12 protein-coding genes, 1 other RNA gene and 8 pseudogenes are annotated in these 25,379 nt (G+C 46.0%); 14 read left to right on the top strand and 7 right to left on the bottom strand.

The window, feature by feature from the left end; translation table 11 throughout:
* Positions 1 to 71 precede the first annotated feature (71 nt).
* The 3 genes and pseudogenes from rsmC to hemL form a co-directional block, all read right to left on the bottom strand.
* Positions 72 to 1,094, bottom strand: coding sequence for a 16S rRNA (guanine(1207)-N(2))-methyltransferase RsmC (rsmC, locus tag AC0L66_RS15170; RefSeq protein ID WP_473567841.1), 1,023 nt, complete (start codon positions 1,092 to 1,094; stop codon positions 72 to 74).
* Between the two features lie 69 nt (positions 1,095 to 1,163).
* A pseudogene (locus tag AC0L66_RS15165) lies at positions 1,164 to 2,238 on the bottom strand (AI-2E family transporter).
* Positions 2,239 to 2,723: 485 nt separating this feature from the next.
* Positions 2,724 to 4,019: a glutamate-1-semialdehyde 2,1-aminomutase gene (gene hemL / locus AC0L66_RS15160; protein WP_473567840.1), complete on the bottom strand. Its 1,296-nt coding sequence runs from the start codon at positions 4,017 to 4,019 to the stop codon at positions 2,724 to 2,726.
* A gap of 297 nt (positions 4,020 to 4,316) precedes the next feature.
* Between hemL and erpA the strand changes: the two genes are divergently transcribed.
* From erpA to ilvN, 5 genes and pseudogenes are all read left to right on the top strand, one after another.
* Entirely contained in the window at positions 4,317 to 4,658 is a 342-nt protein-coding gene (erpA, locus tag AC0L66_RS15155) for an iron-sulfur cluster insertion protein ErpA (RefSeq protein ID WP_102468319.1), read from the top strand.
* Positions 4,659 to 4,894: 236 nt separating this feature from the next.
* Positions 4,895 to 6,007, top strand: a pseudogene (locus tag AC0L66_RS15150) (efflux RND transporter periplasmic adaptor subunit).
* Between the two features lie 10 nt (positions 6,008 to 6,017).
* A pseudogene (locus AC0L66_RS15145) lies at positions 6,018 to 9,151 on the top strand (efflux RND transporter permease subunit).
* A 431-nt stretch (positions 9,152 to 9,582) separates the two neighbouring features.
* The gene (locus tag AC0L66_RS15140) at positions 9,583 to 11,319 is read left to right on the top strand and encodes an acetolactate synthase 3 large subunit (protein ID WP_265673660.1); all 1,737 of its coding nucleotides are present in this window, start codon (positions 9,583 to 9,585) and stop codon (positions 11,317 to 11,319) included.
* Between the two features lies 1 nt (position 11,320).
* A complete protein-coding gene (ilvN, locus tag AC0L66_RS15135) occupies positions 11,321 to 11,815 on the top strand; it encodes an acetolactate synthase small subunit (protein WP_265673661.1) in 495 nt (164 codons plus the stop codon).
* Positions 11,816 to 11,952: 137 nt separating this feature from the next.
* Here ilvN and AC0L66_RS15130 read toward each other — a convergent pair whose 3' ends face one another.
* From AC0L66_RS15130 to AC0L66_RS15115, 4 genes and pseudogenes are all read right to left on the bottom strand, one after another.
* Positions 11,953 to 12,654, bottom strand: a complete 702-nt coding sequence (locus AC0L66_RS15130) for a BON domain-containing protein (protein ID WP_473567839.1) — start codon at positions 12,652 to 12,654, stop codon at positions 11,953 to 11,955.
* Entirely contained in the window at positions 12,644 to 13,234 is a 591-nt protein-coding gene (locus AC0L66_RS15125; RefSeq protein ID WP_473567838.1) for a phosphoheptose isomerase, read from the bottom strand. The genes AC0L66_RS15130 and AC0L66_RS15125 overlap by 11 nt, the downstream gene beginning before the upstream one ends.
* Before the next feature lie 2 nt (positions 13,235 to 13,236).
* Positions 13,237 to 13,593: pseudogene (locus AC0L66_RS15120) on the bottom strand (YraN family protein); the annotation flags it as partial.
* A 33-nt stretch (positions 13,594 to 13,626) separates the two neighbouring features.
* A pseudogene (locus tag AC0L66_RS15115) lies at positions 13,627 to 15,547 on the bottom strand (penicillin-binding protein activator).
* A 62-nt stretch (positions 15,548 to 15,609) separates the two neighbouring features.
* Between AC0L66_RS15115 and rsmI the strand changes: the two are divergent.
* From rsmI to murD, 9 genes and pseudogenes are all read left to right on the top strand, one after another.
* On the top strand, positions 15,610 to 16,473 hold the full coding sequence (rsmI, locus tag AC0L66_RS15110) for a 16S rRNA (cytidine(1402)-2'-O)-methyltransferase (RefSeq protein ID WP_265673666.1): 864 nt from the start codon (positions 15,610 to 15,612) through the stop codon (positions 16,471 to 16,473).
* Between the two features lie 30 nt (positions 16,474 to 16,503).
* Positions 16,504 to 16,909: RNase P RNA component class A (gene rnpB / locus AC0L66_RS15105), an RNA gene on the top strand.
* 152 nt (positions 16,910 to 17,061) lie between these two features.
* Positions 17,062 to 18,012 (top strand): 16S rRNA (cytosine(1402)-N(4))-methyltransferase RsmH, encoded by a 951-nt coding sequence (gene rsmH, locus AC0L66_RS15100; protein ID WP_473567836.1) that lies wholly within the window; start codon positions 17,062 to 17,064, stop codon positions 18,010 to 18,012.
* Between the two features lie 11 nt (positions 18,013 to 18,023).
* Positions 18,024 to 18,344: a cell division protein FtsL gene (ftsL, locus tag AC0L66_RS15095; RefSeq protein ID WP_250615755.1), complete on the top strand. Its 321-nt coding sequence runs from the start codon at positions 18,024 to 18,026 to the stop codon at positions 18,342 to 18,344.
* Positions 18,341 to 20,075, top strand: a pseudogene (locus tag AC0L66_RS15090) (penicillin-binding transpeptidase domain-containing protein). The gene ftsL and the pseudogene AC0L66_RS15090 overlap by 4 nt, the downstream one beginning before the upstream one ends.
* Positions 20,076 to 20,090: 15 nt before the next feature.
* Positions 20,091 to 21,575 carry a UDP-N-acetylmuramoyl-L-alanyl-D-glutamate--2,6-diaminopimelate ligase gene (gene murE, locus AC0L66_RS15085; RefSeq protein ID WP_265673669.1) on the top strand — a complete coding sequence of 495 codons (1,485 nt, stop codon included), beginning with the start codon at positions 20,091 to 20,093 and terminating at the stop codon, positions 21,573 to 21,575.
* Positions 21,572 to 22,935 (top strand): annotated as a pseudogene (locus tag AC0L66_RS15080) (UDP-N-acetylmuramoyl-tripeptide--D-alanyl-D-alanine ligase). The gene murE and the pseudogene AC0L66_RS15080 overlap by 4 nt, the downstream one beginning before the upstream one ends.
* Positions 22,932 to 24,014 (top strand): phospho-N-acetylmuramoyl-pentapeptide-transferase, encoded by a 1,083-nt coding sequence (mraY, locus tag AC0L66_RS15075; RefSeq protein ID WP_250615751.1) that lies wholly within the window; start codon positions 22,932 to 22,934, stop codon positions 24,012 to 24,014. Before AC0L66_RS15080 ends, mraY begins: the two are co-directional and overlap by 4 nt.
* A 21-nt stretch (positions 24,015 to 24,035) precedes the next feature.
* Positions 24,036 to 25,369 (top strand): annotated as a pseudogene (gene murD, locus AC0L66_RS15070) (UDP-N-acetylmuramoyl-L-alanine--D-glutamate ligase).
* Positions 25,370 to 25,379 lie beyond the last annotated feature (10 nt).

Below are 25,379 nucleotides of genomic sequence, written 5' to 3'. Positions count from 1 at the left end.
GGCGGGAAAAGAAGGCGGCAATACTGGTTAGAGTGAGCAGTATTGCCGACAGACTTATTTAAATACGTGAGTTACTTGATGGCATGATAGATGGTGAATTTACTGGTTTTGTCGAGCGTATGACAATGCCCAAATTGACGCTCAATGATCGGTGCGTACTTAAGGAAGCTATTTGCGACGATGACTATGTTGCCTGCGGCTTTAAGATGCGTTGGTGCATCATTGAGCAGTGCTTCAGTTGCAGAATAACTGGTGTCTAGCCCAGCATGGAATGGTGGGTTGCTTACGATGAACTGAAAATCAGACGACAAATCAGAATAGACATCAGAAGCTAAGACATCGCCTTTTAAGCCATTAGCTAATAGGGTCTGCTTACTAGACTCTATAGCAAAGGCATTGATATCACACATTTGCAGTGAAATATCCGGATAGCGTAGTGCCATGAACGCGCCTAGTACCCCAGCACCACAACCAAAATCAAGTACCTTGCCATGCAGTGGTGGTAGGTTACTAAGCAGTAACTGGCTACCTAAATCAAACTCCCCATGGCTAAAGACGCCAGGCAAGCTTTTTACTACTAATTGCTGGCCGTCAAGTTCGACCGGATAGGATTTAAACCAAGATTGCAGATCAAACGATGCGGGTGCTGTTTGGCATTGCCCCCAATAAAATGAGCAACGACGTGCCGAGTCGTACTTTTTAATCACGCCATAAGGCGCAAACATTTTTTCTACGCTTTTTACGCCAGAGCGATTTTCACCGACCACGACGATTTCAGTATCTTGACCTAGCTTTGCTAACGACATGTCTAATAGCATCTGCGCTTCTGCTTTAGCTTTTGGCCAATACATTAAGATCATATCTGCGTCGATCGTGTCTGGTAAATTAGCACCAAAGTGACAGCAAAGTTGTTCCGAGCGATGAAGTTGTCGGTAAGTACAGTAATTGCTAGTAAATACCGTGACTTTGTCGCAATGCTTGCTCAAATCAATCGGGAACTGGTCTTCTATTTCACCGATGACCAGCACACGTTTTCCTGCGAAGTACTCAAGCTGTCTTTCGGCAATCTGGCTGGGAGCGATGTAATGCGACATGAACGTCATCTCTTGGAAACTGAAAAAGGGAGGGGATTCTCTCACAAACCCCCAGACTAAAAAAGCATTCTAGCTGTTATCTTGGCTATCTAAAAAGTCCTTAAACTCTTCTTCATACATATTGAAAAGTACGATAGTGATAGCAAAAATGATCGGGCCATAAATCAGGCCGATAAGACCAAATAAATGAATACCACCAAGCAGGGAGAAGAAAATCATCAACGTATTCATGCCTAAACTGCCTTGCATGAGCAGGGGTCTTAATACGTTATCAATAGAGCCGACGACGGCAATGCTCCATATCGCGAGAAATAGACCCCATTGGGTTTCACCTGTTATTAATAAATACGCGGTGGCTGGAATCCAAATTAACGCGGTGCCAACGATAGGAATAAACGACGCAAAGCCGATCATCGTCCCCCAGAATAAACCGGGGAATCCGGCAAGCCACATACCAAATCCACCTGCGGCACCTTGCGCTATTGCGGTTAAAAAAGAGCCCATCACCGCGGATTTTGATACTTTTTCAATCTCGTTGAGTAAGCGATCTTCTTGGCTGCGAGAAAAGGGCAAAATATGGCGAATCGCAGCGATGATCTTATCGTGATCGCGCAGTAGGAAGAACAGAACAAACAGCATTAAGAAAAAATTCATCAGGAAGCTGGTGGCATCCCCAAGTATTTTAGCGCTGATTGCCACTAGATTTGAACCCAGTGAGGTCGCAAATTCTGCCGCCTTTTTGGCAATATCTTGTGGATCAATCTTATCAAAAGGTAGGTAGTCATTAATGAACGACAGCCCTTTAACGACCCAAGGGTGGGCAAACACTTCTTGAATACCACCATGCGGTCACCCAGTGATACATATTTTGTGAGAACACGGATCCTTGCTGAACTATGGCACTAAAAACCAGCAGTAATGGCATGACAATGATAAACGTCAGAATAACGCAGGATAACAAGGCGACAGTGTTTTTGTGTTTTGGCAGTTTATCCTCTAGCCACTCATGAATAGGGAACATCAACAGTGACAAAATAAACGCCATGACAATGGAGTTAATGTAAGGCTCGACGAGCAAGTAACAGGCAAAGCCCGTTAAAAGTAGGGCGATGATGAGCACCCAGTGACTTGCCGTTACGTTCATTTTCGTTTTCACGAGTGTTCCTTTTTCAATATATCGGCTGCGAAATCTGCATGCGATAAGATGATGAGCGAGCGTCGTTTTTTCTGCGTCGTGGCGTTTTTACGGTAGACAAAGCGCCATCGCTAATTCAGTTATTTCAACGTATTACTGGTCAACGTATAGTCGGTAAACTAAGTAATCAAATACGGCGACCAATTGAGCATATAATGGACGTAAAATATGGAGTGATCAATTTTAATTGGTATTTAATACCGTGATTAGTGGGGGTTTTATGGGATGTTGTAACGGCAAGGAAACGTGTCAGTCAGGTGTTAAAATTAAGCGAAAAATCCCGTGGTTTTGGATGATGATATTCGCGATAGCGTTACTGGCCGCCTATCATTGGCAGGCATAAAAAAGGGCTGAAACTATCAGCCCTTACGTTTATTGACGTTGAGATTCCCTTTTAGGAGTCTCGACGCTATGCATAAGTCAGTGGTTACTGGCTACGCCGCTTCTTTTGCCAGCATAGCAAAACAACGATCAGCGGCTTCTAGTGTTGCTTCGATTTCTTTTGAACCGTGAGCAAGAGACAGGAAGCTAGCTTCGAATGCTGATGGTGCAAGGTAGACACCGTGATCGAGCATTAAGTGGAAGAAACGCTTAAAGCGCTCAACATCGCACTTAGCGACATCTTCATAGCAAGTAATGCGTTCTTGATCGGTAAAGAAAAAGCCAAACATACCGCCAACTTGGTTTACCACCATTGGAATGCCATGCTCGTCTGCCAAGGTTTTAAAGCCATCAGCAAGTTGTTTGGTTTTATGCGCAAGGCGTTTTTCGTTGCCTTCTTCAGACAGCAACGTAAGACAAGCATAACCAGCTGCCATGGCGATAGGGTTACCTGACAGTGTACCCGCTTGATAAACCGGGCCAGTAGGCGCAACGTATTGCATGACTTCTTTACGGCCACCAAATGCACCAACAGGCATGCCACCACCAATGATTTTACCTAATGTTGTTAAGTCTGGCTTGATGTTGTAATACGCTTGAGCGCCACCTTGTGCGACGCGGAAGCCTGTCATGACTTCGTCGAAGATAAGCAGCGCGCCTTCTTCATCACAGATTTGACGAAGTCCTTCGTGGAAACCTTCAACTGGAGGGATGCAGTTCATGTTGTCGGCAACAGGCTCAACAATAATGCAAGAAATCTCACCTTTGTTGGCAGCAAACAGCGCTTTGACGGATTCAAGATCGTTAAAACGAGCCGTCAGCGTGTATTTTGCAAAGTCAGCAGGCACGCCAGGAGAGCTTGGTTGGCCAAGTGTTAATGCGCCAGAGCCAGCTTTAACAAGTAAGCTATCGGCATGGCCGTGGTAGCAACCTTCAAACTTCATGATTTTGTCACGACCAGTGTAGCCACGAGCGAGACGAATGGCGCTCATGGTCGCTTCTGTACCAGAGCTCACCATACGCAGCTGCTCCATAGAAGGCACCAGTTTGCGCACGAGTTCAGCCATGTTGATTTCCATTTCGGTTGGCGCACCAAAACTTAGACCTCGTTGTGCGGCATCAATAACGGCTTCGCGGATAACAGCATGGTTGTGACCTAAGATCATCGGTCCCCAAGAACCTACGTAGTCAATGTACGCTTTACCATCAGCATCAAAAATCAAAGGGCCATCGGCACGCTCAACAAAGATAGGTGAACCACCTACACCGTTGAAGGCACGAACGGGCGAGTTTACACCACCAGGGATAGTCTCTTGCGCTTTTTGATACAGCTCTGCTGATTTGGTCATGGAGAATTCCTCTTTGCTTATTCGGACCAAGTGAGCAGCATTGTACATACCCTCACAAAATCTAGTAGTGTTTTGAGCACATTTTCGGAAATTGCACTCTGATATGACGGTAAAGTTAAATTGCATCTGCCTAATACTTGAACGAAGCAGTCAGGTATTAGATAATCCCCCGTAATACAATTAATACTATTTGTTTACTCATCATTTTGGTGAGTCGTTTTTATCTTCGTAGGGGATGCGAGTCACTGGTTATCAGTGGTGCGCTTGAATTGCGAATGAGTAGCAAGAGAGGTTCCCATGAGTGATGCAGCTATTCCTTTAAATTTTTCCGATGCCGCGGCAACGCGAGTGAACACATTGATTTCAGAAGAAGAAAACCCTGAACTGAAACTGCGCGTCTACATTACGGGTGGCGGTTGCAGTGGTTTTCAATATGGTTTTACCTTTGACGAAAGTGTCAACGATGGTGATACCACGATTGAAAAGTGTGGTGTGACCTTAGTGGTAGACCCGATGAGCCTACAATACTTAATTGGCGGCACGGTGGATTATACCGAAGGGTTAGAAGGGGCGAGATTCTTTATTGATAACCCCAATGCTACGACAACATGTGGTTGTGGCGCTTCATTTAGCGTTTAAGTTAACCAGTAAGAAAGAGGCGAATGAGAAGTTCGCCTCTTTTTTTTGCTACGCAGATAACAAAAATGAATAAAACAAGGTAGTGTTACTGCTCTACTCTTATTTCTCCTAACGTACAGGGCGTGCTGAGACATTGAATCTAAGGATGTTATTCAAGTTTCAGTACTTTTATCAGCCTTTCTCATCAGGGAAAGGCTAGGTAAGCGCAGCAGCACGACCATTATAAGGATATAACTATGCCAACCATGCAGCCTGGCAGCTTCTTTTCAAAACGTCCCTGGCTTATTTCGCTATTATTCATCTTAGGGCTCGCCGTTTGGCTCGGTCTTGGTGCTTTACGAGCAGAAGAAAGCAATCCGTCTACTTCACCAGAAGTCACGCCACTTGCAAGGGTGGTTTTCCAATCTTTTGTCGCGGAAAGTATTGATAAGAAAATCGAATTATATGGTCGAACTGCGCCGGATCGAACCGCTAAGCTTGGCGCTGAAATCGCGGGGAAAATTATTGGCTTAAGCGTTAGAAAGGGAGACCGCGTCAAGGCTGGCCAAGCGATAGCACAAATCGATAAAGGTGATCTTGCGATTCAATTAGAACGAGCACAGGCCATGTTGAATGTTCGTCAGCAAGAGTTTAATGCATCTAAATCTTTAAAGAGTCGCGGACTGCAAGGTGAAGTTGCCTATTCAACGGCAGCGGCAAACTATACCGAAGCAAAAGCGATGGTCAGCGCGGCGAAATTGGCCTTGCGTAATACCATCGTTAAAGCACCTTTTACCGGTATCGTGGACCAAATTGATATTGAATTAGGCGATTTTGTCTCTATTGGTGATCCGGTTGCCATGATGATTGATTTAAATGTTCTGGTGATAGAAGCGGACGTGAGTGAGCGTCATATTCAAAATCTATCAGTGAACCAACCAGCGACAGTGCGTTTTATTGATGGCACACCAGTAATCGTATAGCTTCGTTATATCTCTAGAGTCTCTTCATCGACGACAAATACCTTTCCTATTGAAATAGAAGTTCCGAATCCCAAGCAAAAAATTTCTGCAGGGGTGAGTGCTGAAGTTGAGTTGGCGCTTGAGAAAAATATCGCCATAAAAATAACCCCAACAATGCTGGCCTTAGATGAACGTGGCAACCTCGGTGTTAAAACGCTTCAGAGTAACAAAGTGGCGTTTGTCCCCATCCAGCTCGTTAAGGCTGAACAAGATGGTGTCTGGCTGACAGGGCTTGGCGATCGAGTTGATATTATTGTTTTGGGGCAAGGCTTTGTTCGTGATGGTGATGCGGTAGAAGCGATTAGCGTTGAGCAAGCCAATCAAATAGCTGATCAAGCTAAGCGATAGGAGAAGGTGCATGAATGCTTTGATTGATGCGGCGTTGTCTCGCTCTCGAACGATGATCAGTTTACTGGTTTTAATTTTAATTGCCGGAGTGGTGACCTATAACACCATTCCTAAAGAGTCGAGCCCCGATATCACGATTCCTATCATCTATGTATCGGTGGGGCATCAAGGGATCTCCCCCGACGATAGTGAGCGTCTATTAGTTCGCCCACTAGAAAAAGAATTACGCTCAATTGAAGGCGTAAAGGAAATGACGGCAACGGCGTCTGAAGGGCATGCGTCAGTCACGCTTGAATTTAATGTTGGGGTCGATCTAACACAAGCCATGGCGGATGTGCGTGATGCTGTTGATTTAGCAAAGCCCAAATTGCCGGATGACAGTGATGAGCCAACCGTTAATGAAGTGACCTTTGCCTCTCAGCAGCTCGGTATTGTCGGTGGTGTTATACGGAACGGTGCCGGAACGAACCATTGTTCAAATCGCTCGTCAACTGCGTGACAAACTGGAGAGCTACCGACAAGTTTTAGAAGTGGACATCGCGGGTGATCGCGATGACATCGTCGAAATTGTTGTTGACCCATTACTGATGGAAAGCTACGGCTTAGATCAAGGTGATATTTATAACCTGATTGCGCTCAATAATCGGGTGGTGGCGGCAGGGTTTGTTGATACGGGCTATGGACGCTTTTCTGTCAAAGTCCCATCGGTGTTCGAAACCTTAAAAGATGTACTAGAACTGCCCGTTAAAGTCGATGGTAAGCAGGTGATCACTTTTGGAGATGTGGCGACTGTTCGTCGTGCATTTCGAGATCCCGACAGTTTTGCTCGCCTCGATGGGCAGTCAGCGGTTGTACTTGATGTAAAGAAGCGCGCGGGTGAAAACATTATCGAGACGGTCGCGTTAGTAAAGGAAGTGATGCGTCAAGCGTCATTGGTTCCAGAGTGGCCGAATAATCTGCAAGTTAAGTACACCAAGGACGAGTCGAAAGATGTCAAGATCATGCTCAATGATCTACAAAACAACGTACTTTCCGCCATTATCCTCGTGGTCATTGTCATCATCGCTATTCTCGGTGTACGAACCGCAATGTTGGTGGGGGTGTCAATTCCGGGTTCGTTTTTGACGGGCTTATTGGTGTTGTCAGTATTTGGCTTGACCGTCAATATCATCGTGTTGTTCTCGCTCATTATGGCAGTGGGTATGTTGGTTGATGGCGCGATAGTGGTCACCGAGTTTGCCGATAGGCGGATGCAAGAAGGCACGCCGAGAAAGCAAGCTTACGCCGATGCCGCCAAGCGTATGGCATGGCCGATCACTGCATCAACGGCGACGACGCTCGCCGCTTTCGCGCCGTTATTATTTTGGCCAGATACTACAGGTGAGTTCATGAAGTTCTTACCACTGACCTTGATCGCGACCTTAACGGCTTCATTAGTCATGGCGCTTCTTTTTGTCCCTGTCCTTGGAGGACTGTTTGGTAAGCCTCAATATGTGTCAAGTGCACAACAAGCCAAGATGGTGGCACTGCATGACGGAGACTTTGATAAGGCAACGGGTATCACTAAGCTCTATTACCACACGTTAGCCATCGCGATTGTTCATCCATTTAAAATACTGTTGTTGGCGATTTTAATTGCGATTGGTGTCGGTGCCGCCTACAACAAAGCGGGTTTAGGGGCTGAGTTTTTCCCAGAGGTCGATCCGCCGTACTTTAATGTCAAAGTGCGCTCTCATGGTGACTTATCCATCAATGAAAAAGATGAAGTCATGAGGGTCGTTGAGAAAGTGATGCTTAACCATGATGAATTCGAAAGTGTCTATACAAAAACCGGAGGAAAAAGTGAGATTGGTAATATCCAAATAACGTCGATTGATTGGCAAGACCGGCGCCGAGTTAATGTCATTATCGAAGAGTTAAAGCAAACAACGAACCAGTTTGCTGGGGTAGAAATTGAGTACAAATTTCCTGATGCAGGACCGCTCAGTAGAGCATGACTTAGTGATTGAACTTTCGGCCCGTTTCCCTGAGCGCCTAGATGAGGCTGCCAAGGTGATTCGGCATTGGGCTGACGGCAACGCGAAGCTTACCAATATTAGTGATTCTTCGAGTAAGCCCGGTATTGATTGGCAGATAGATATTCGCCGAGATGATGCCGCCCGGTTTGGCGCTGATGCGAGCTTAGTCGGAAATACGGTGCAATTTGTCACCAATGGACTGAAAATTGGTGACTACCTTCCAGATGACTCGTCAGAAGAAGTCGATATCTTGGTTCGTTTCCCTAGTGATAAGCGCGATATTGGTCGTTTTGATGAATTACGAGTCAAGACCCCCGCAGGCTTGGTACCGATTACCAATTTTGCTGAAATTACACCTCAGCCCAAGCAAGATGCGATTGAACGCTTAGATGGTATTCGTATCATTAACGTTAAAGCAGACATGGCTGAGGGCTACAATCTCGCAATAGAACTTCCTGAGTTCCAGCAGTCACTCGATGTACTTGAGCTTCCGCCTGGTATCGACGTGCGAATACGTGGGCAAAATGAAGAACAAAAGAACTCGTCAGAGTTTTTACAAAGTGCATTTTTAGTCGCGCTTGCAGTTATGGCGCTGATTTTAATTACGCAATTTAACAGCTTCTATCAGGCATTTTTAATTTTGAGTGCGGTGATATTCTCTACGGTAGGGGTGTTTGCAGGTCTGCTTATTTTCCAGCGGCCCTTTGGCATTATTATGTCAGGCATTGGCGTGATCGCCTTAGCTGGTATTGTCGTGAATAATAATATTGTTTTGATCGATACATATAATCAGCTGCTAAAACGAGGGTTAGATAAACGAGAAGCGATATTAAGGACAGGGGTTCAGCGTTTGAGACCCGTTATGCTGACAACCGTTACGACGATATTGGGTTTGATGCCAATGGTTTTGGAAATGAATATTGACCTTATTAACCAAAAAATCGAGTTTGGGGCGCCTAGTACTCAATGGTGGTCGCAGTTAGCAACGGCTATTGCTGGTGGTCTTGCCTTTGCAACAGTACTCACACTGGTGCTTACTCCTTGCTTGCTGATGTTAGGACGAAGCCCGCACGACATGAAAGTGAAGACAAGGCGTCGCTGGCTCTTTTGGCGAAAAAGCGCATAAACAACCATTTATTGTTAACACCTTACTTAAGGCTCCGAAAGGGGCCTTTTTTATTGTTATGAATAGATGAATAAGATGACTTTCATCGTTAGTGTTAATGGTTTTTTGTACCCGAAGAGGATGGCGGTAAGTTTTTTATCCTGAACTTTAAGTATAGTTGAGATTATATTCCGATTTTGGTGTTTAATTTGTCACGATTTATTGCAAATAGTCAGGAATGAAGAAGAGTCTCTTTTTTGCGATCAAAACAAGGTTAGACCTGGTGATAAGAAAGCGTTACAGTTGTTGCGTAAACGGTGTGCTTGTTATGACTGGCACAACGACATAGCCGAAAAGTGAGTGATTTCGATTAGGCTACGAATAAGCCCTAACTATGTAAGACCTAGCTCTTCAAACTACCTGTTTGTCGAGATAACTGGTAAGGAGAAAATATGCAAAACCCAACCCCAGACATGTTATCTGGCGCTGAAATGATCGTTCAGTCCTTGATCGATGAAGGCGTACAGCAAATCTTTGGCTACCCTGGTGGCTCTGTACTTGATATCTATGATGCGCTTCATCAAAAACAAGAAGATATTCAACACGTATTAGTTCGACATGAACAAGCGGCGACACACATGGCCGATGGTTATGCTCGAGCAACAGGCAAGCCTGGTGTGGTGTTGGTCTGTTCAGGTCCTGGTGCGACGAATACCATTACCGGTATTGCGACTGCTTATATGGACTCGATTCCTATGGTCGTACTGTCTGGTAACGTACCTAATAATCTAATCGGTAATGATGCATTCCAAGAATGTGACATGGTGGGGGTTTCTCGTCCTGTCGTTAAACACAGCTTTTTGCTTAAACGCGCAGAAGACATTGCCGATACGATAAAGAAAGCATTTTACATTGCGTCAACAGGGCGTCCTGGACCTGTGGTGGTTGATATCCCTAAAGACGTAATGAACCCTCAAATTACATTCCCTTATGAATACCCTGAGACGGTTGCATTGCGTTCATATAACCCAACAACGTCGGGTCATAAAGGGCAAATTAAGAAAGCACTCAAAGCGATTTTAGACGCGAAAAAACCGATTCTTTATATTGGTGGCGGCGCAGTGATGGCGGAAGCCGATCAACAGATTGCTAAGTTTGCTGAGACGTTAAATCTGCCAGTGGTGAGCACGTTAATGGGCCTAGGGGCATTCCCTGGCACGCATAAAAATGCGCTCGGTATGCTCGGTATGCATGGTACGTATGAAGCCAACATGGCGATGCACGATGCAGACCTTATTTTTGGAGTCGGCGTTCGTTTTGATGATCGTACTACCAACAATTTAGAGAAGTACTGTCCGAACGCTAAAGTGGTACACATTGATATTGACCCTTCTTCTATATCGAAAAATGTGCCAGCGGATCTGCCTATTGTCGGCTCTGCAGATGTAGTGCTTGATTCCATGCTGAAATTGCTCATTGAACAAGGCGGCACAAATGACGCACAAGCACTTGATGCTTGGTGGACAGATATTGAAAGCTGGCGAGATCGTCAATGCTTGAGTTACGAAAAGTCAGATGAAAAAATCAAACCACAACAAGTGATTGAAGTGCTCCATAAACTGACTGGTGGCGATGCGTATGTGGCATCGGATGTTGGTCAGCACCAGATGTTTGCTGCGCTCTACTACCCATTCAATAAACCAAGAAGGTGGATTAATTCAGGTGGTCTAGGCACGATGGGCTTTGGCTTCCCTGCTGCGATGGGCGTGAAGTTTGCTTACCCTGATGAAGAAGTGGTTTGTGTGACGGGAGATGGCAGCATTCAAATGAATATTCAAGAGCTATCGACCGCAATGCAATATGACATTCCAGTTAAAATTATTAACCTGAATAACCGCTTCCTAGGCATGGTAAAGCAGTGGCAAGATATTATTTATCAAGGTCGTCACTCTAACTCGTATATGAGTTCAGTTCCTGATTTTGCTGCGATTGCTGAGGCATACGGTCATGTTGGTATTCGTATTTCTCACCCAAATGAACTTGAAGAAGGTCTTAAAAAAGCGCTTTCGATGAAAGATCGTTTGGTTTTTGTTGATATTAATGTTGATGAAACCGAGCATGTCTATCCAATGCAAATCAAAGGCGAAGGCATGGATAAAATGTGGTTGAGCAAGACGGAGAGAACGTAATATGAAGCACATTATTTCACTACTCATGGAAAACCAACCGGGTTCATTATCACGCGTGGTTGGCTTGTTCTCTCAGCGTGGCTACAACATTGAATCTTTGAATGTATCGCCGACCGAAGATGAGACCTTATCTCGTCTCAATATCACGACGGCGTCGAGTGAAATGCAATTGGAGCAAATTCAAAAGCAATTGCATAAATTAATCGATGTCCTGAAAGTTCAAGAAGTGACAGCTGTTGAGCATATTGAACGTGAGTTGATGATGGTCAAAGTGAAAGCCAGTGGCTTTGCTCGAGCTGAAGTTAAACGTACGGCGGATATTTTCCGCGGTCAAATAGTAGATGTCACCGCATCCCAGTATACGGTGCAATTGGCTGGGACCTGTGAAAAGCTTGATGCTTTTATTACGGCGTTATCTGAAGTCACCGACGTTGTGGAAGTGGCGAGAAGTGGTATCGTTGGTATTGCTCGAGGTGAGCGAGCCCTCAAAGCTTAACGATTAAAGTTCGAAATGCAGTCCAATAAAAAACCAGCCTGTTGATGACAGGCTGGTTTTTTGTTTCTGGTGAAGTAAGTAGGTAGCCGTCAGTGATTGACCCTTAACCTTCCACTTCTACGAAAGGTGCAGGCTCTTCAATAATTGGTCGCATCGCCTCTTCCTCTGTAGTAATCCGGTGCTGAGTTGACACTTTGTTGCGCGCTAAGTTCTTTTTTTGGTTCGGCTTTGGTTTCAGTATTGAGTTTTTCTTGTGTTTCACTGAATTGGAAAGCACGGATAACTTGAGATACGCCTGAAATGTTACGAGCTATATCGGTAGCCACATCGGCGTGTTCTTTGGAGACATAACCGAGTAAGAACACTTCCTTATTTTCAGTAATGACTTTTATTTTAACGCCATTAAGACGTTCATCCGTCAATAATGCCGATTTCACTTTTGTCGTTAACCAACTGTCATTACTCATTTGTGTAAAACCAAGTGGGCTATTAATTCGCACTTGATTGTACACACGTTTTACACCATCGAGGGCAGCAACGCGTGCATCGAGTGTGTCTCGTAATTCTTCGGTTTGAGCTTGACCCATTAAAACCACGGTGCCGCGTTGTGAACTCGCGACGACGCGAACCTTGCCTACGAATGGCGCTTTATTGGTCATCCCCGCCACTTCTGACTCTAATGCGCTGTCATTCCATATTTCTTTAGCTGAGCGAGTATCGGTTACCAGGTTGACGGTTGTTGCTGCTCCTGCAACAAATAACCCAGCACAGCCAGAGAGCATCAAGCTCATCGCCAATAAGGCGACGGTTTTGTAGATAGTCATAGCGTTACTCTTCATGAGCAGGAAATAGCACCTGATCGATCAGATCGCACAGGCAATGAAGGGTGACCATATGAACTTCATGGATCCGTGAGGTGCGGTGAGAAGGGATACGTATTTCAACGTCGTTTTCACCCAGTAATCCGGCCATTTCGCCACCATCTTTACCAGTAAAAGCAATAATTGTCATATCACGAGTTACTGCCGCTTCCATTGCTTTAATGACATTTTTGCTATTTCCGCTGGTAGAAATGGCCAGTAATATGTCGTCAGTTTGACCGAACGCACGCACTTGCTTAGCGTAAATGTCTTCAAAATTGTAGTCGTTAGCAACTGCGGTCATGGTGGTGTTGTCGGTGGTCAGTGCCATGGCGGGTAAACTTGGTCGCTCGGTCTCAAAGCGGTTTAGTAAACACGAAACAAATTGCTGGGCATTGACGGCAGAGCCCCCGTTCCCGCAGCAAAGAATTTTATTGCCATTAAGCAGAGTCGCAACCATCGCTTGTGCCGCGTGGGTGATGACATCAGGCAGTGCTTCTGCTGCTGCTATTTGAATTTGAATGCTTTCAGTAAAGCTTTCTTTAATGCTATCGCGCATGGTTATCCTTGAGTAATCGCGTTTTTTATCCAGTCAATGTCTTCGCCACTGTTATGTATGGCGACGACATCAAATCGAAATTCAGTATCGTACGGTGACAAGTCGTTTTTCATCAGCCAAACCATGGCTGCTTTTTGTAGTTTTTTTGCTTTGGATGCAGTCACCATCTCTTGGGCATGGCCATATTGACGGTTTTTTCGGTATTTTACCTCAACAAAGACCAGGCATGTAGCATCTTGCATGATGAGATCGAGTTCGCCACATTTTACCGTGTAGTTTTTTGTCAGCGTACTTAGGCCGTGTCGACCCAAATACGCTTGCGCTAGGTCTTCGTAATGTTGACCTAGCTGTCGTTTGTTTTTGGAGCGTCTTGCTCGATACTTGCTCGGGTTTTATTCCACAGTTGTCGTATCATTTGCTTCCAATTCACTGCTTTCGATGGTGCTATTGACGCCAGTAGCGTTATCGGTAGCACTGTCGGCAACGTTAGTGGTTTGTGATTTAGCTTGACCATGGACGCCCCATGCAATTTGTCGTTGAACCACACAGTTGCTATCTATCGAAAGGGTACCCGTTTGACCGTCAACAGAATAACCGACGACGGCTTTAAGTTGTGGCAGTTCTTTGGTTAGGGTATACGCATCCATTCCCAATGCTTGTAAGCGTTTCTCTGCATTTGAACTCTTTGGCCAAAACTTGGTCATTTGAGCGTCAAGTTGCTCATCTTCGTCAATGAGCATTGGAATGTCACTATACACAACGCCAGTGAGATCTTCATATTGGCGCTTACTTGAATTGCTGTGGGAGTCGGCAAACAATTTTGGTTGGCTTGCATCTGGGTTAATGGCAACTTCGATAAAGGGTTTGATTAGCGTAAGATCGGCGCCGTTAGCCACAATGTAAACCGAGTCAATATCGCGGCGACTTCTTGGTTGGTTCTCTAATTTAAGGCTAGGTTAGTGTTTCCATTTGAGCAATACGTTGCTGGCTGTCTTGCAGCCCAAAGACGTTGTTAATGGTTTTTTGTAATTGAGCTCGATTGCTGTATTGAGCCACGGCAATGTTATTGGTGCTTAATTTGCCCCATTCTTCCTCGAAGGCTTTGACTACACGGTTTCCAAGGCTACTTTTAGGTGCCAGGATCAGCGGATAGGCATAGTTTTCCTGCGCAAGATGCTTCGCCGCTTGTGAGACTTCCTGCTCTGGAGATAAGGTTAAATAGCACATCGACTGGCTGGGCTCGATAACGGTAGGGATATTTAGTGCAAGAGCTGGAATTGGCGTCTCTGTTGCTAATTGAGCTTGCTGCAGTTTTTCAACATTTTCTTTAATCAGCGGACCGACAATGAAGTCGACATCATTAGCAATAAGCTGCGCTTTGATATCAGCAGGCGTTGTTTCATTAGTGTCGATGATCGTGAAGGTCGCATCAGGATCGCGTTGATCATCATCCATGGTCGCCATCATGAAACCATCACGGACCAATTGCGCTTGTTTCGCATACTTACCCGTTAACGGCAGTAAAAGCGCAGTGCTATGAGGCGTGGAAATCTCGAGGCTCAAGATATCGTAGATACTTTGTGGCGTATAAAGCGCAGCTGGATGATTACTATTTTCCGCTAACCACTTTTCAAGTGTATTTTGCAATTGAGGTAAGCTGCTTCCCAGAGCCTTCATATAGCTGGCAAGTTGCACCCAGCCATCAAGAATTTCTTCTTCAGGTTTAATGGTAAGTTGTGACAACTGCTCAGATGATAATTGATTTAGGTTGTGCCAAATATTGTCGTTAATAATTTGCTGCTGCGCGCGTGGTGCAAAACCTGACATGGCAATATACTCACGGCTTGACTCTACGTAGTCGCCCATAATCGCTAAGCTTTGGCCGCGTAAGTTGTGATACTGCATCCATTGTTGCTGCAGCAAAGGCCACTCTGCGGGTAGATTAAGCTGTAGGTAAGCGTCTTGAGCTTTACCTTGAGCAAGGTTAAGTTCAGCGCGCGCCAATTGCCATTCAGCTTGTTGAATGGTGCTCAAGTTTTGTTTGGCTAAACGGTTAGACAAGCGCTGCGCTTGTTCGTAGTTGCCTTCTTGAATGGAAGCTTTAAAGGCAAGGATGAGCCACTCATTGGCAAAACCGCCTTGGTCGCTGTCTGCACGCATTAAATAGGTTTCAGAAGAGGCGGTAGGGGCCATTGTGATATCAACACTGGTTGGCGCGCTGGGTTGTGTTGAACACGCGGCAATGGACAGTGCCAGTGCGATGGGTGTTAGCAGGCGCGTTACACTATTTTTTTTACGGTTCATCATTGCCATGAGCTCTTTAATCACTATTCGTGTAAAATCATTATATTAATCGTTGAAGTGATGGTAAACAAATGACAAGCAACAAAACCATTCATATCGAGCAACCAACGCTCTTTATTGTGCCAACTCCCATTGGGAACCTTGGTGATATTACACATAGGGCACTAGAGGTGTTGCATAGTGTGGATATTATTGCCGCTGAAGACACCAGACATACTGGTAAACTTCTTTCTCACTTCAATATACAAACTAGAACATTTGCGCTCCATGATCACAACGAGCAACAAAAAGCACAAGTTTTAGTTGAAAAATTGTTATCTGGCGAGTCCATTGCATTGGTCTCTGATGCTGGGACGCCATTAATCAGCGATCCAGGGTACCATCTTGTTTCGCAATGTCGTCAAGCTGGCGTTAATGTTGTGCCATTACCGGGTGCATGCGCAGTGATTACTGCGTTAAGTGCATCGGGCTTACCTTCTGACCGCTTTAGTTTTGAAGGCTTTTTGCCAGCAAAAAGTAAAGGACGTAAAGATAAGTTTTTAGAAATTGCGAAAGTTGAGCGTACCTGTATTTTCTATGAATCACCACATCGTATTACTGAATCTTTGGCAAATATGCTTGAAGTATTGGGGCCAGATCGTGAAGTGGTGCTGGCTCGTGAGCTTACAAAAACCTTTGAAACTATCCAAGGCTTGCCGCTGGGTGAACTGATTGAGTGGATTGCAGAAGACGATAACCGTAAACGTGGTGAGATGGTATTGCTTATACATGGCCATCGTGAAGCAGCGGTTGAAGGCTTACCTGATGAGGCGCTAAGAGCGTTAGGTATTTTAGTTAAAGAGCTGCCATTAAAGAAAGCCGCAGCGATGACGGCTGAGATTTATAACCTGAAAAAGAACGCACTTTACAAATGGGGACTAGAAAACCTTGAGTAATTGCTCGCGCTCCTATACAATCCGCGGCCTGAAGTTGACCAGATAGTCGCTGCTTCGTTGACGTCCCCTTGAGCTTGTCTTGGGGGAGACTGACGGAGGGGAGGAAAGTCCGGGCTCCACAGAGCAGGGTGCCAGGTAACGCCTGGGGGCGCAAGCCCACGACAAGTGCAGCAGAGAGAAGACCGCCGATGGCTCTATTTCTTCGGAAAGAGCACAGGTAAGGCTGAAAGGGTGCGGTAAGAGCGCACCGGACGACTGGTAACAGTTCGTTGCAGGGTAAACTCCACCCGGAGCAAGACCAAATAGGCTTTCACATTGCGCGGCTCGCGTAAGGAAGCGGGTAGGTTGCTTGAGCCAGTGAGCGATTGCTGGCCTAGACGAATGGCTATCACCGCTTAGGCGGATACAGAACCCGGCTTATAGGTCAACTTCACCTTTTAAGAAAAACCCATTACAAATTGATTTTGTGATGGGTTTTTTGCTTTTTTATCACCTATCTTTACGTTAGGCTGAACTTAACCAGATGACGTTACTTCGTGAAATCAGTACACTTGTCATCTTTGCCCTAAGCAACTCTTGAGATCACCCATGAGCGAATCCTTTCAACACGTTTCAGTTTTACTGCATGAATCCATCGACGGCCTAGCCATTAAGCCTGACGGTATCTATATAGATGGCACGTTTGGTCGTGGTGGTCATAGTCGTCAAATTCTTTCACAATTAGGTGAAAATGGTCGCCTTTATAGTATCGACCGTGATCCCCAAGCAATTGAGGAAGCCGATGAAATTGATGACCCTCGCTTTACCATCATCCATGGTCCATTTTCTGGGATGGCGCAATACGCAGAGCGTTATGATTTAGTTGGTAAAATTGATGGTGTATTGCTCGATCTTGGCGTGTCTTCGCCACAGCTTGATGATGCGGAACGTGGTTTTAGCTTCATGAAAGATGGGCCTCTAGATATGCGAATGGACCCAACGTCGGGTATGCTTATATCTCAATGGTTAGCCGAAGCGGACTTGGATGATATTACTTGGGTTATTCGTGAGTTTGGCGAAGACAAACATGCTCGCCGCATCGCAAAAGCAATTGTGGCTCATCGTGAAGATGAAGAAAAAGAGCCGCTTACGCGCACTAGCCAGCTTGCTAAGTTAATTTCTGAAGCGGCCCCAAAAAGTTTTAAAGAGAAAAAACACCCTGCGACACGTAGTTTTCAAGCGTTTCGTATTTACATCAACAGCGAACTTGATGAAATCGATACCGCACTAAAAGGCGCAGCGAGTATTTTAGCGCCGGAAGGGCGTTTATCGGTGATCAGTTTTCACTCGTTAGAAGACCGTATGGTGAAGCACTTTATTCGTAAAGAGAGCCGAGGCCCACAAGTGCCTCATGGAATTCCGATGACAGAAGCTCAAATCCGTGCGTTGGGTAGTGCCAACCTCAAAGCGGTGGGTAAAGCGCTGAAACCGACTGATCAAGAAGTGGAAGTAAATACTCGCTCTAGAAGCTCAGTGCTTCGTGTTGCTGAAAAACTGTAACGGACAAGTGGATGTCTAACGAGCCTAAGCATAATCTTGCGAAAGTTATTTTTTTCGACCTTATTACGGTAGGTCGATTGCCTCTTATTGCGCTTATGCTTATTTTTGCGACGGCGATGGGAGTGGTGTTTGCCACTCACCATACCCGACAAGCCGTGAACGAAAAAGACATGGCTTTGCAAGAGCGCGAAAGATTGGATAATGAGTGGCGAAACTTATTGTTAGAAGAAAACGCCCTCTCTGAACATAGCCGTGTTCAAGCTATGGCTAAGCAAGAGCTTGATATGAAGCGTCCAGATGCAAGCAAGGAAGTAGTGGTTTCTCTCAAATGAAAGGCAAAAAAGTTAGCAACCCCACCAAGAAAAAGCCAACACCTCAACCTTCATCATCAACAATGATACCTTGGCGCTTTCGTACGGTTTTAGGCGCGGTCATTGTTATTTTTATCGCTCTACTGGCACGTATTGGCTATATCCAAGTGATCGAGCCTGATAACTTGATTAAGCAAGGGGATCTCCGTTCTGTCCGAGTCAAAGCCTTGCCATCAGCGCGTGGCATTATTTCCGACCGTAATGGTGAGCCACTTGCGGTGAGTGTGCCTGTTCAAGCGGTTTGGGCCGATCCTGCGACTATTTTTAAAGATGGTGGCTTTCAAGAAATTGATCGCTGGCATGCTCTTGCTGACGTTTTAGGTTTGGAACGCCAAGGTTTAATTACCAAGATTAACAAGAATAAATCACGCCGCTTTATCTATCTTCAGCGCCAAGTCAGCCCTGCGATGGCTAAGTATATAAAAGAACTCAAATTATCTGGGATTGGGCTAAAAGCGGAATCTCGTCGTTATTATCCGGCTGGGGAAGTGAGCTCTCATTTAGTGGGCGTGACAGGCATCGATGGTCATGGACTTGAAGGGGTCGAGCGCAGTTACGATAAATGGTTAACGGGTGAAGCTTAGTAAGCGAATTATTCGTAAAGATCGCTATGGACGGGTCGTTGAAAATATTTCCCTTGAAGAGCGTGAAGAAGGCAAACCATTAGAGTTAACGATTGACCAACGCCTACAGGCGATAGCGTATCGCGCCATTAAGCAAGCGGTCGCAGACTACCGTGCCACATCGGGTAGCGCGGTGATGATTGATGTTGAAACCTAAGCGCGGTGCTCGCGATGGTGAATGCCCCCTCTTATAACCCAAATAACCGTATGTCTCGCCAGTCATTTACCATGCGAAACCGCGTGATTACCGATTCGATGGAACCAGGCTCTACGGTGAAACCGTTTGTTGTGCTCGCGGCATTAGAAGCCGGTACCGCAGATGACAAAACGGTGATTGATACTGGCAACGGTATTATGCAAATTGGCGGTAGCCGAGTTCGGGATACGTCGAAGGTAGGGAAAGCGGACCTCGCGAAAATACTACAAAAGTCGAGCAACATCGGTGTGGCGAAATTGGCTTTAGATATGCCATTAGAAGCGCTACTGGGAATGTATAGCTCGATTGGCTTTGGGCAAGTATCTGGACTTAATCTTATTGGTGAGGCGTCGGGAATTTTTCCAAATCGCCGTCGTTGGTCTAAATTTGAAATTGCGACACTGGCGTTTGGTTATGGCATCTCTATTACGCCATTACAGTTGGCGCATGCATACGCCACGCTAGGTAATGCCGGTTTGTACCAACCAGTGCATATCATTGAAAACAATCAGCAAGATCTCTCGAAGCAAGTCATGGAGCATGATAATGCGCTGCAAGTACTGCATTACCTTGAAGGGGTTACGAAACCGGGTGGAACCGCCACCCGAGCTGCGGTTCCTGGCTATCGTGTCGCCGCGAAAACGGGGACATCGCGTAAAGCGAGTGCAGGTGGATACAGTGATGAATATGTGGCGTTAACGGCTGGCGTTGCGCCGATTAGTCGCCCTAGAGTCTCGCTGGTCGTGGTGATCAATGAACCGCAGGGCGATCAGTACTACGGTGGGTCTGTCGCGGGACCGAGTATTCTCTGAAATTATGAAAGGGGCGCTGCAGATTTTAAATGTTGCGCCTGATGAAAATCAGTTTCAATAAAAGTGAGCTATTTCTATGTTGACGTCTTTGACATTGACAGCGTTGCTTGAGCCTTGGCTCAAAGTCGACAATAAAACCCTGGATGCGATCAAAGTGGCTAACCTTGAGTTGGATAGCCGCGCCATTACCCAAGGTGACACCTTCGTTGCCATTATTGGTCATGAAGTGGACGGTCGCCAGTTTATCGAGAAGGCCATTGCGGCGGGTGCCAGTAGTGTGATTGCTCAAGCCGATGAAGAAAGCCAGCATGGGCGAGTATCCGTAACAGGCTCAGTGCCGATTGTTTATCTTTATGGCTTAGACGGCTTTCTATCAACACTCGCAGCGCGTCTCTATCGTTACCAGCAAAATGTGATTGGGATTACTGGCACCAACGGCAAAACTACCATCACTCAGCTTATCGCTCAATGGATCGAATTACTTGGTCAGCGTGCGGCAGTCATGGGGACGACAGGTAATGGTTTTTTACAGCAGCTTGAAGTGGCAAAGAACACCACTGGAAATGCCATTGAAGTGCAAAAAACATTGGCCTCTCTAGATGGGCAAGGTGCGTCATATACAGCGATGGAAGTCTCTTCCCATGGGTTAATTCAAGGGCGCGTCGCCGCTGTACCTTTTAAGTTGGGCATTTTCACCAACCTTAGCCGCGACCACTTGGACTATCACGGCACGATGGCTAGCTATGAAGCGGCGAAACAACAACTGTTTACTCAACATCACTGTGAACACGCGGTAATTAATGTTGATGATGAAGTGGGGGTGCGCTGGCTTGAAGCTCGCCCTGATGCGATAGCGGTTTCCGTTAATGGTCATCAAATAGGTCAACATGCGCTGTGGGCAAGTCAGGTCAAATACAGTGAAAACGGTATTGAAATCGACTTTGATGGTTGCTTTGGTCAAGGTCAACTCAAGGCTCCCCTTATTGGCCAGTTTAATGCGTGTAATGTCATGCTGGCATTGGCAGCTTTGCTTCGGTTAGGTTTTGATAAGCAGCAGTTAATTGAATGTGCGCAAAACTTACAACCTGTTTTGGGGCGGATGGAGCTATTTCACGCCGTATCAAAACCGAAAGTTGTGGTTGATTACGCGCACACGCCAGATGCATTAGAAAAAGCGCTGCAAGCACTACGCGTTCACTGTGAAGGAAAACTTTGGGTGATTGTTGGGTGTGGTGGTGATCGTGATAAAGGTAAACGACCTCTCATGGCAAGCATTGCCGAGCAGCTCGCCGACCATGTCATTATCAGTGATGATAACCCTCGCAGTGAAGATCCAGCCGCCATTGTTGCTGATATGCTAGCGGGTGTGCAAAGTCCTGACTCTATCATGGTGCAGCATAGCCGATTTGATGCGGCTAAGCTTGCCGTCTCTAATGCTGGGATTGCCGATATTATTTTACTAGCGGGTAAAGGGCATGAGGATTATCAGGTTATAGGCCAAGAGTCTCGACACTACTCTGATCGTGAGTCGGCCGCGACTCTATTAGGGGTAGCGTTATGATCACACTTGCTTTATCTACGCTGGCGCAAGTTGTCGATGGGCGACTGATTGGTGAAGATACACAAATTGAACACGTCACGACCGACACACGAGCGATCGAAACTGGCGCGCTGTTTATTGCCTTAGTTGGTGAACGTTTTGATGCGCATGATTTTGTTGGTCAGGCCAAAGACAACGGAGCAACTGCCGTTGTTGTCGAGCGAGTGCTCGACGTGGATATTGCGCAAATTATCGTTGAAGATTCATTGAAGGCTCTGGGTCAACTCGGTGAATATGTGCATCAAGGTTGTCACACTAAAACCGTGGCGATTACTGGTAGTTGCGGAAAAACAACCGTTAAAGAGATGGTGGCGAGCATTTTAAGCCAGCAGGGTCAGGTGTTATATACTGCTGGCAATTTTAACAATGATATTGGCGTGCCTTTGACGTTGTTAAGAAGCACCAAAGATGATGATTTCGCAGTGATTGAAATGGGCGCAAATCATATTGGTGAAATAGCCTACACCACTCAACTTACCCATCCTGATATCGCGATAGTGAATAATGTCGCAGAAGCCCACCTTGAAGGTTTTGGCTCTCTAGATGGTGTAAAACAAGCCAAAGGTGAAATTTATCAAGGCTTGCAAGCAGGGGGCATTGCTTTAGTTAACCTTGATAGCCAAGGTGGGACAATGTGGCAAGATGTTCTGCGTGATAAATGCGTGGTCACTTTTGCTCAGCAAAACTCTGACGCAGACTATTTTGCTTCTGACATAGCAATGTCATCGAAGGGTAGCTCCTCCTTTACACTGCATACTCCAATCGGGCAAGTGGCGATTCAGCTTGGTTTAGTGGGCGCGCATAACGTGAGTAATGCGATTGCGGCGGCGGCACTTGCTGTGCAATGTGGTGGAACATTAGCGCATATTCAACTTGGATTGAAAACGTTAGACAAAGTGAAAGGACGTGTTGAGGTAGAGACACTGACAGATACGATCACCTTGATTGACGATAGCTACAACGCCAGTGTGCCTGCGATGAAAGCCGCGGTGGACCTCCTCTCCCAATTTGATGGGGAGCGCTGGTTGATTTTGGGCAACATGGCGGAATTGGGGCATGAAAGCCTTGCACTTCACAAAGAAGTCGGACAACATGCTGCACCTTTCGCTTTCGAGCATGTTTTAACCTATGGTGAAGATGCGAAAGCGATCAGTGACCTTTGCGGTGGTAAGCATTTTCAAAGTCACGACGCTATGCTTGATTATATTGAGCAACACCTATTATTACTAAATCAGACCTCTCACACCTTATTGGTGAAAGGGGCGAACAGTGTCAGAGTATGTTTAAAGTAGCCAATGCACTGAAGGAGAACTTTACATGATTATTTGGCTTGCAGAGCTGCTTCAGCCATACTTTTCTTTTTTTCGTCTTTTTGAATACCTGTCATTTAGAGCGATTGTCAGTGTATTGACGGCGCTCGGTATATCCTTATGGATGGGACCAAAAATGATCGCTAAATTGCAGATGCTGCAAATTGGTCAAGTGGTTCGTAACGAAGGTCCAGAATCTCACTTTAGCAAACGCGGTACACCGACAATGGGTGGCGTGATGATCCTGTTTGCTATCACCATTACCATCTTGCTTTGGTCTGATTTGAGTAACCCCTATGTATGGGCGGTTCTCTTTGTCCTGCTTGGCTATGGCGCTGTCGGCTTTGTCGATGATTACCGTAAAGTCGTCCGCAAAAACACCGATGGTTTGATTGCTCGCTGGAAGTATTTTTGGCAATCAATGATTGCTTTAGTGGTGGCATTTGCCTTGTATGCTCACGGACAAGACACCGCCGCGACTCAACTAGTCGTGCCTTTCTTTAAAGATGTGATGCCGCAAATGGGACTGTTTTACATTGTATTCACTTACTTTGTTATTGTCGGTACCAGCAATGCGGTTAACTTGACCGACGGCTTAGATGGTTTGGCGATTATGCCAACGGTATTGGTAGCAGCTGGCTTTGCGGTGATTGCATGGGCAACGGGTAACGTGAACTTTGCCAATTATTTGCATATCCCTCATATCCCTTATACGTCCGAGCTAGTGGTGGTTTGTACCGCGATCGTTGGTGCAGGGCTTGGCTTTTTGTGGTTTAACACTTATCCAGCACAAGTATTTATGGGCGATGTGGGTTCACTGGCACTGGGCGGCGCGCTTGGTGTAATAGCGGTATTGGTTCGCCAAGAGTTCGTATTAGTGATCATGGGTGGTGTTTTTGTTATGGAAACCTTGTCGGTGATTTTGCAGGTAGGTTCTTACAAGCTGCGTGGGCAGCGTATTTTCCGTATGGCGCCTATCCATCACCACTATGAGCTAAAAGGATGGCCAGAACCTCGTGTTATTGTGCGCTTTTGGATTATCTCTATCGTTCTTGTTTTAATTGGTTTAGCTACGCTAAAAGTACGTTAAGTCAGGTTAGGGAAAGTAAGCATGGAACGTTGGCAAAACATTCACAATGTTGTTGTTGTAGGGCTCGGTATTACCGGGCTCTCAGTCGTTAATCACCTTCAAAAACTGCCACATACGCTTTGTATTCGCGTCATGGATTCTCGAACTCAAGCTCCGGGTGCAAGTGAGTTGCCTGATGGTGTTGAGTTGCATTGTGGAAGCTTTAATCAGCAGTGGTTAAATGAGGCTGATCTTGTGGTGTGCAATCCTGGTATTGCTTTAGCGACGCCCGAAATTGATGTTGCTAGGCAGGCTGGTGTTCCCGTTGTGGGTGATATTGAATTGTTTGCTTGGGCAAATACGAAACCCGTCATCGCCATTACCGCTCTAACGGTAAAAGTACCGTGACCGATCTAACGGGAGCGTTGGCTAAAGCGACGGGGATGTCAGTTGGCGTCGGCGGCAATATTGGCGTACCGGCTTTAGATTTGCTTACTATGGATGCGGATCTTTATGTATTGGAATTATCGAGCTTTCAGTTGGAAACAACATCGAGTTTAAAGCTGACTGTGGCGGCATTTTTAAATCTGTCAGAAGACCACATGGACCGATATCAAGGGATGAGCGATTACGCGCAAGCGAAACGTCGTATTTTCATGAACGCTGAATATGCCCTTGTTAATCGAGCCGAGCCGGAAACGTATCCTGATGAATTGGGTACTACTTGCCAGATTGAGACGTTTGGTTTTGATAATCAGGCTTTTGGTATGTCGGAGGCACAGGGCACGACATGGTTAATGGATCATGGTGAGCCGATAGTCGACACAACACGCTTAAGTCTGGTGGGTAAACATAACTGGTCTAATGCGCTGGTGGCTTGTGCGCTACTTAAGCTTACGGGCATCGATTATCGCCGTGCCATTGACACATTGACGCGCTACTCTGGTTTGAGCCATCGCTGTCAAGCGGTAGTAAAGAAACAAGGTGTGACGTGGGTCAACGACTCCAAGGCGACGAATGTGGCGAGCACGCTAGCGGCGTTATCGGGCCTAACATTAGAAGGTAAACTATATCTTCTTGTTGGCGGCGAGGGTAAAGGCGCAGATTTCAGTGCCTTGGCTGACCCCTTATCTCAATTAAATGTCATGCTCTGCTGTTTTGGTCGTGATAAAGCTTGTTTTACCGAGCTTCACTCAAGCGCCCAACAATTTTCTTCGCTTGATGACGCGATTGCTCATATTACGCCAATGCTCACCAAGGGTGATATGGTGATGCTTTCTCCAGCATGTGCAAGCTTTGATCAGTTTGCCAACTTTATGGCTCGTGGTGATCATTTTTCAGCACTGGCTTTGCAATACGCACCACAAGTTAGTTAATACGGACAGG

The sequence above is a fragment of the Vibrio sp. GJ43-1 genome (assembly GCF_055808835.1).
This window is presented reverse-complemented; position numbering and strand designations above follow the sequence as displayed.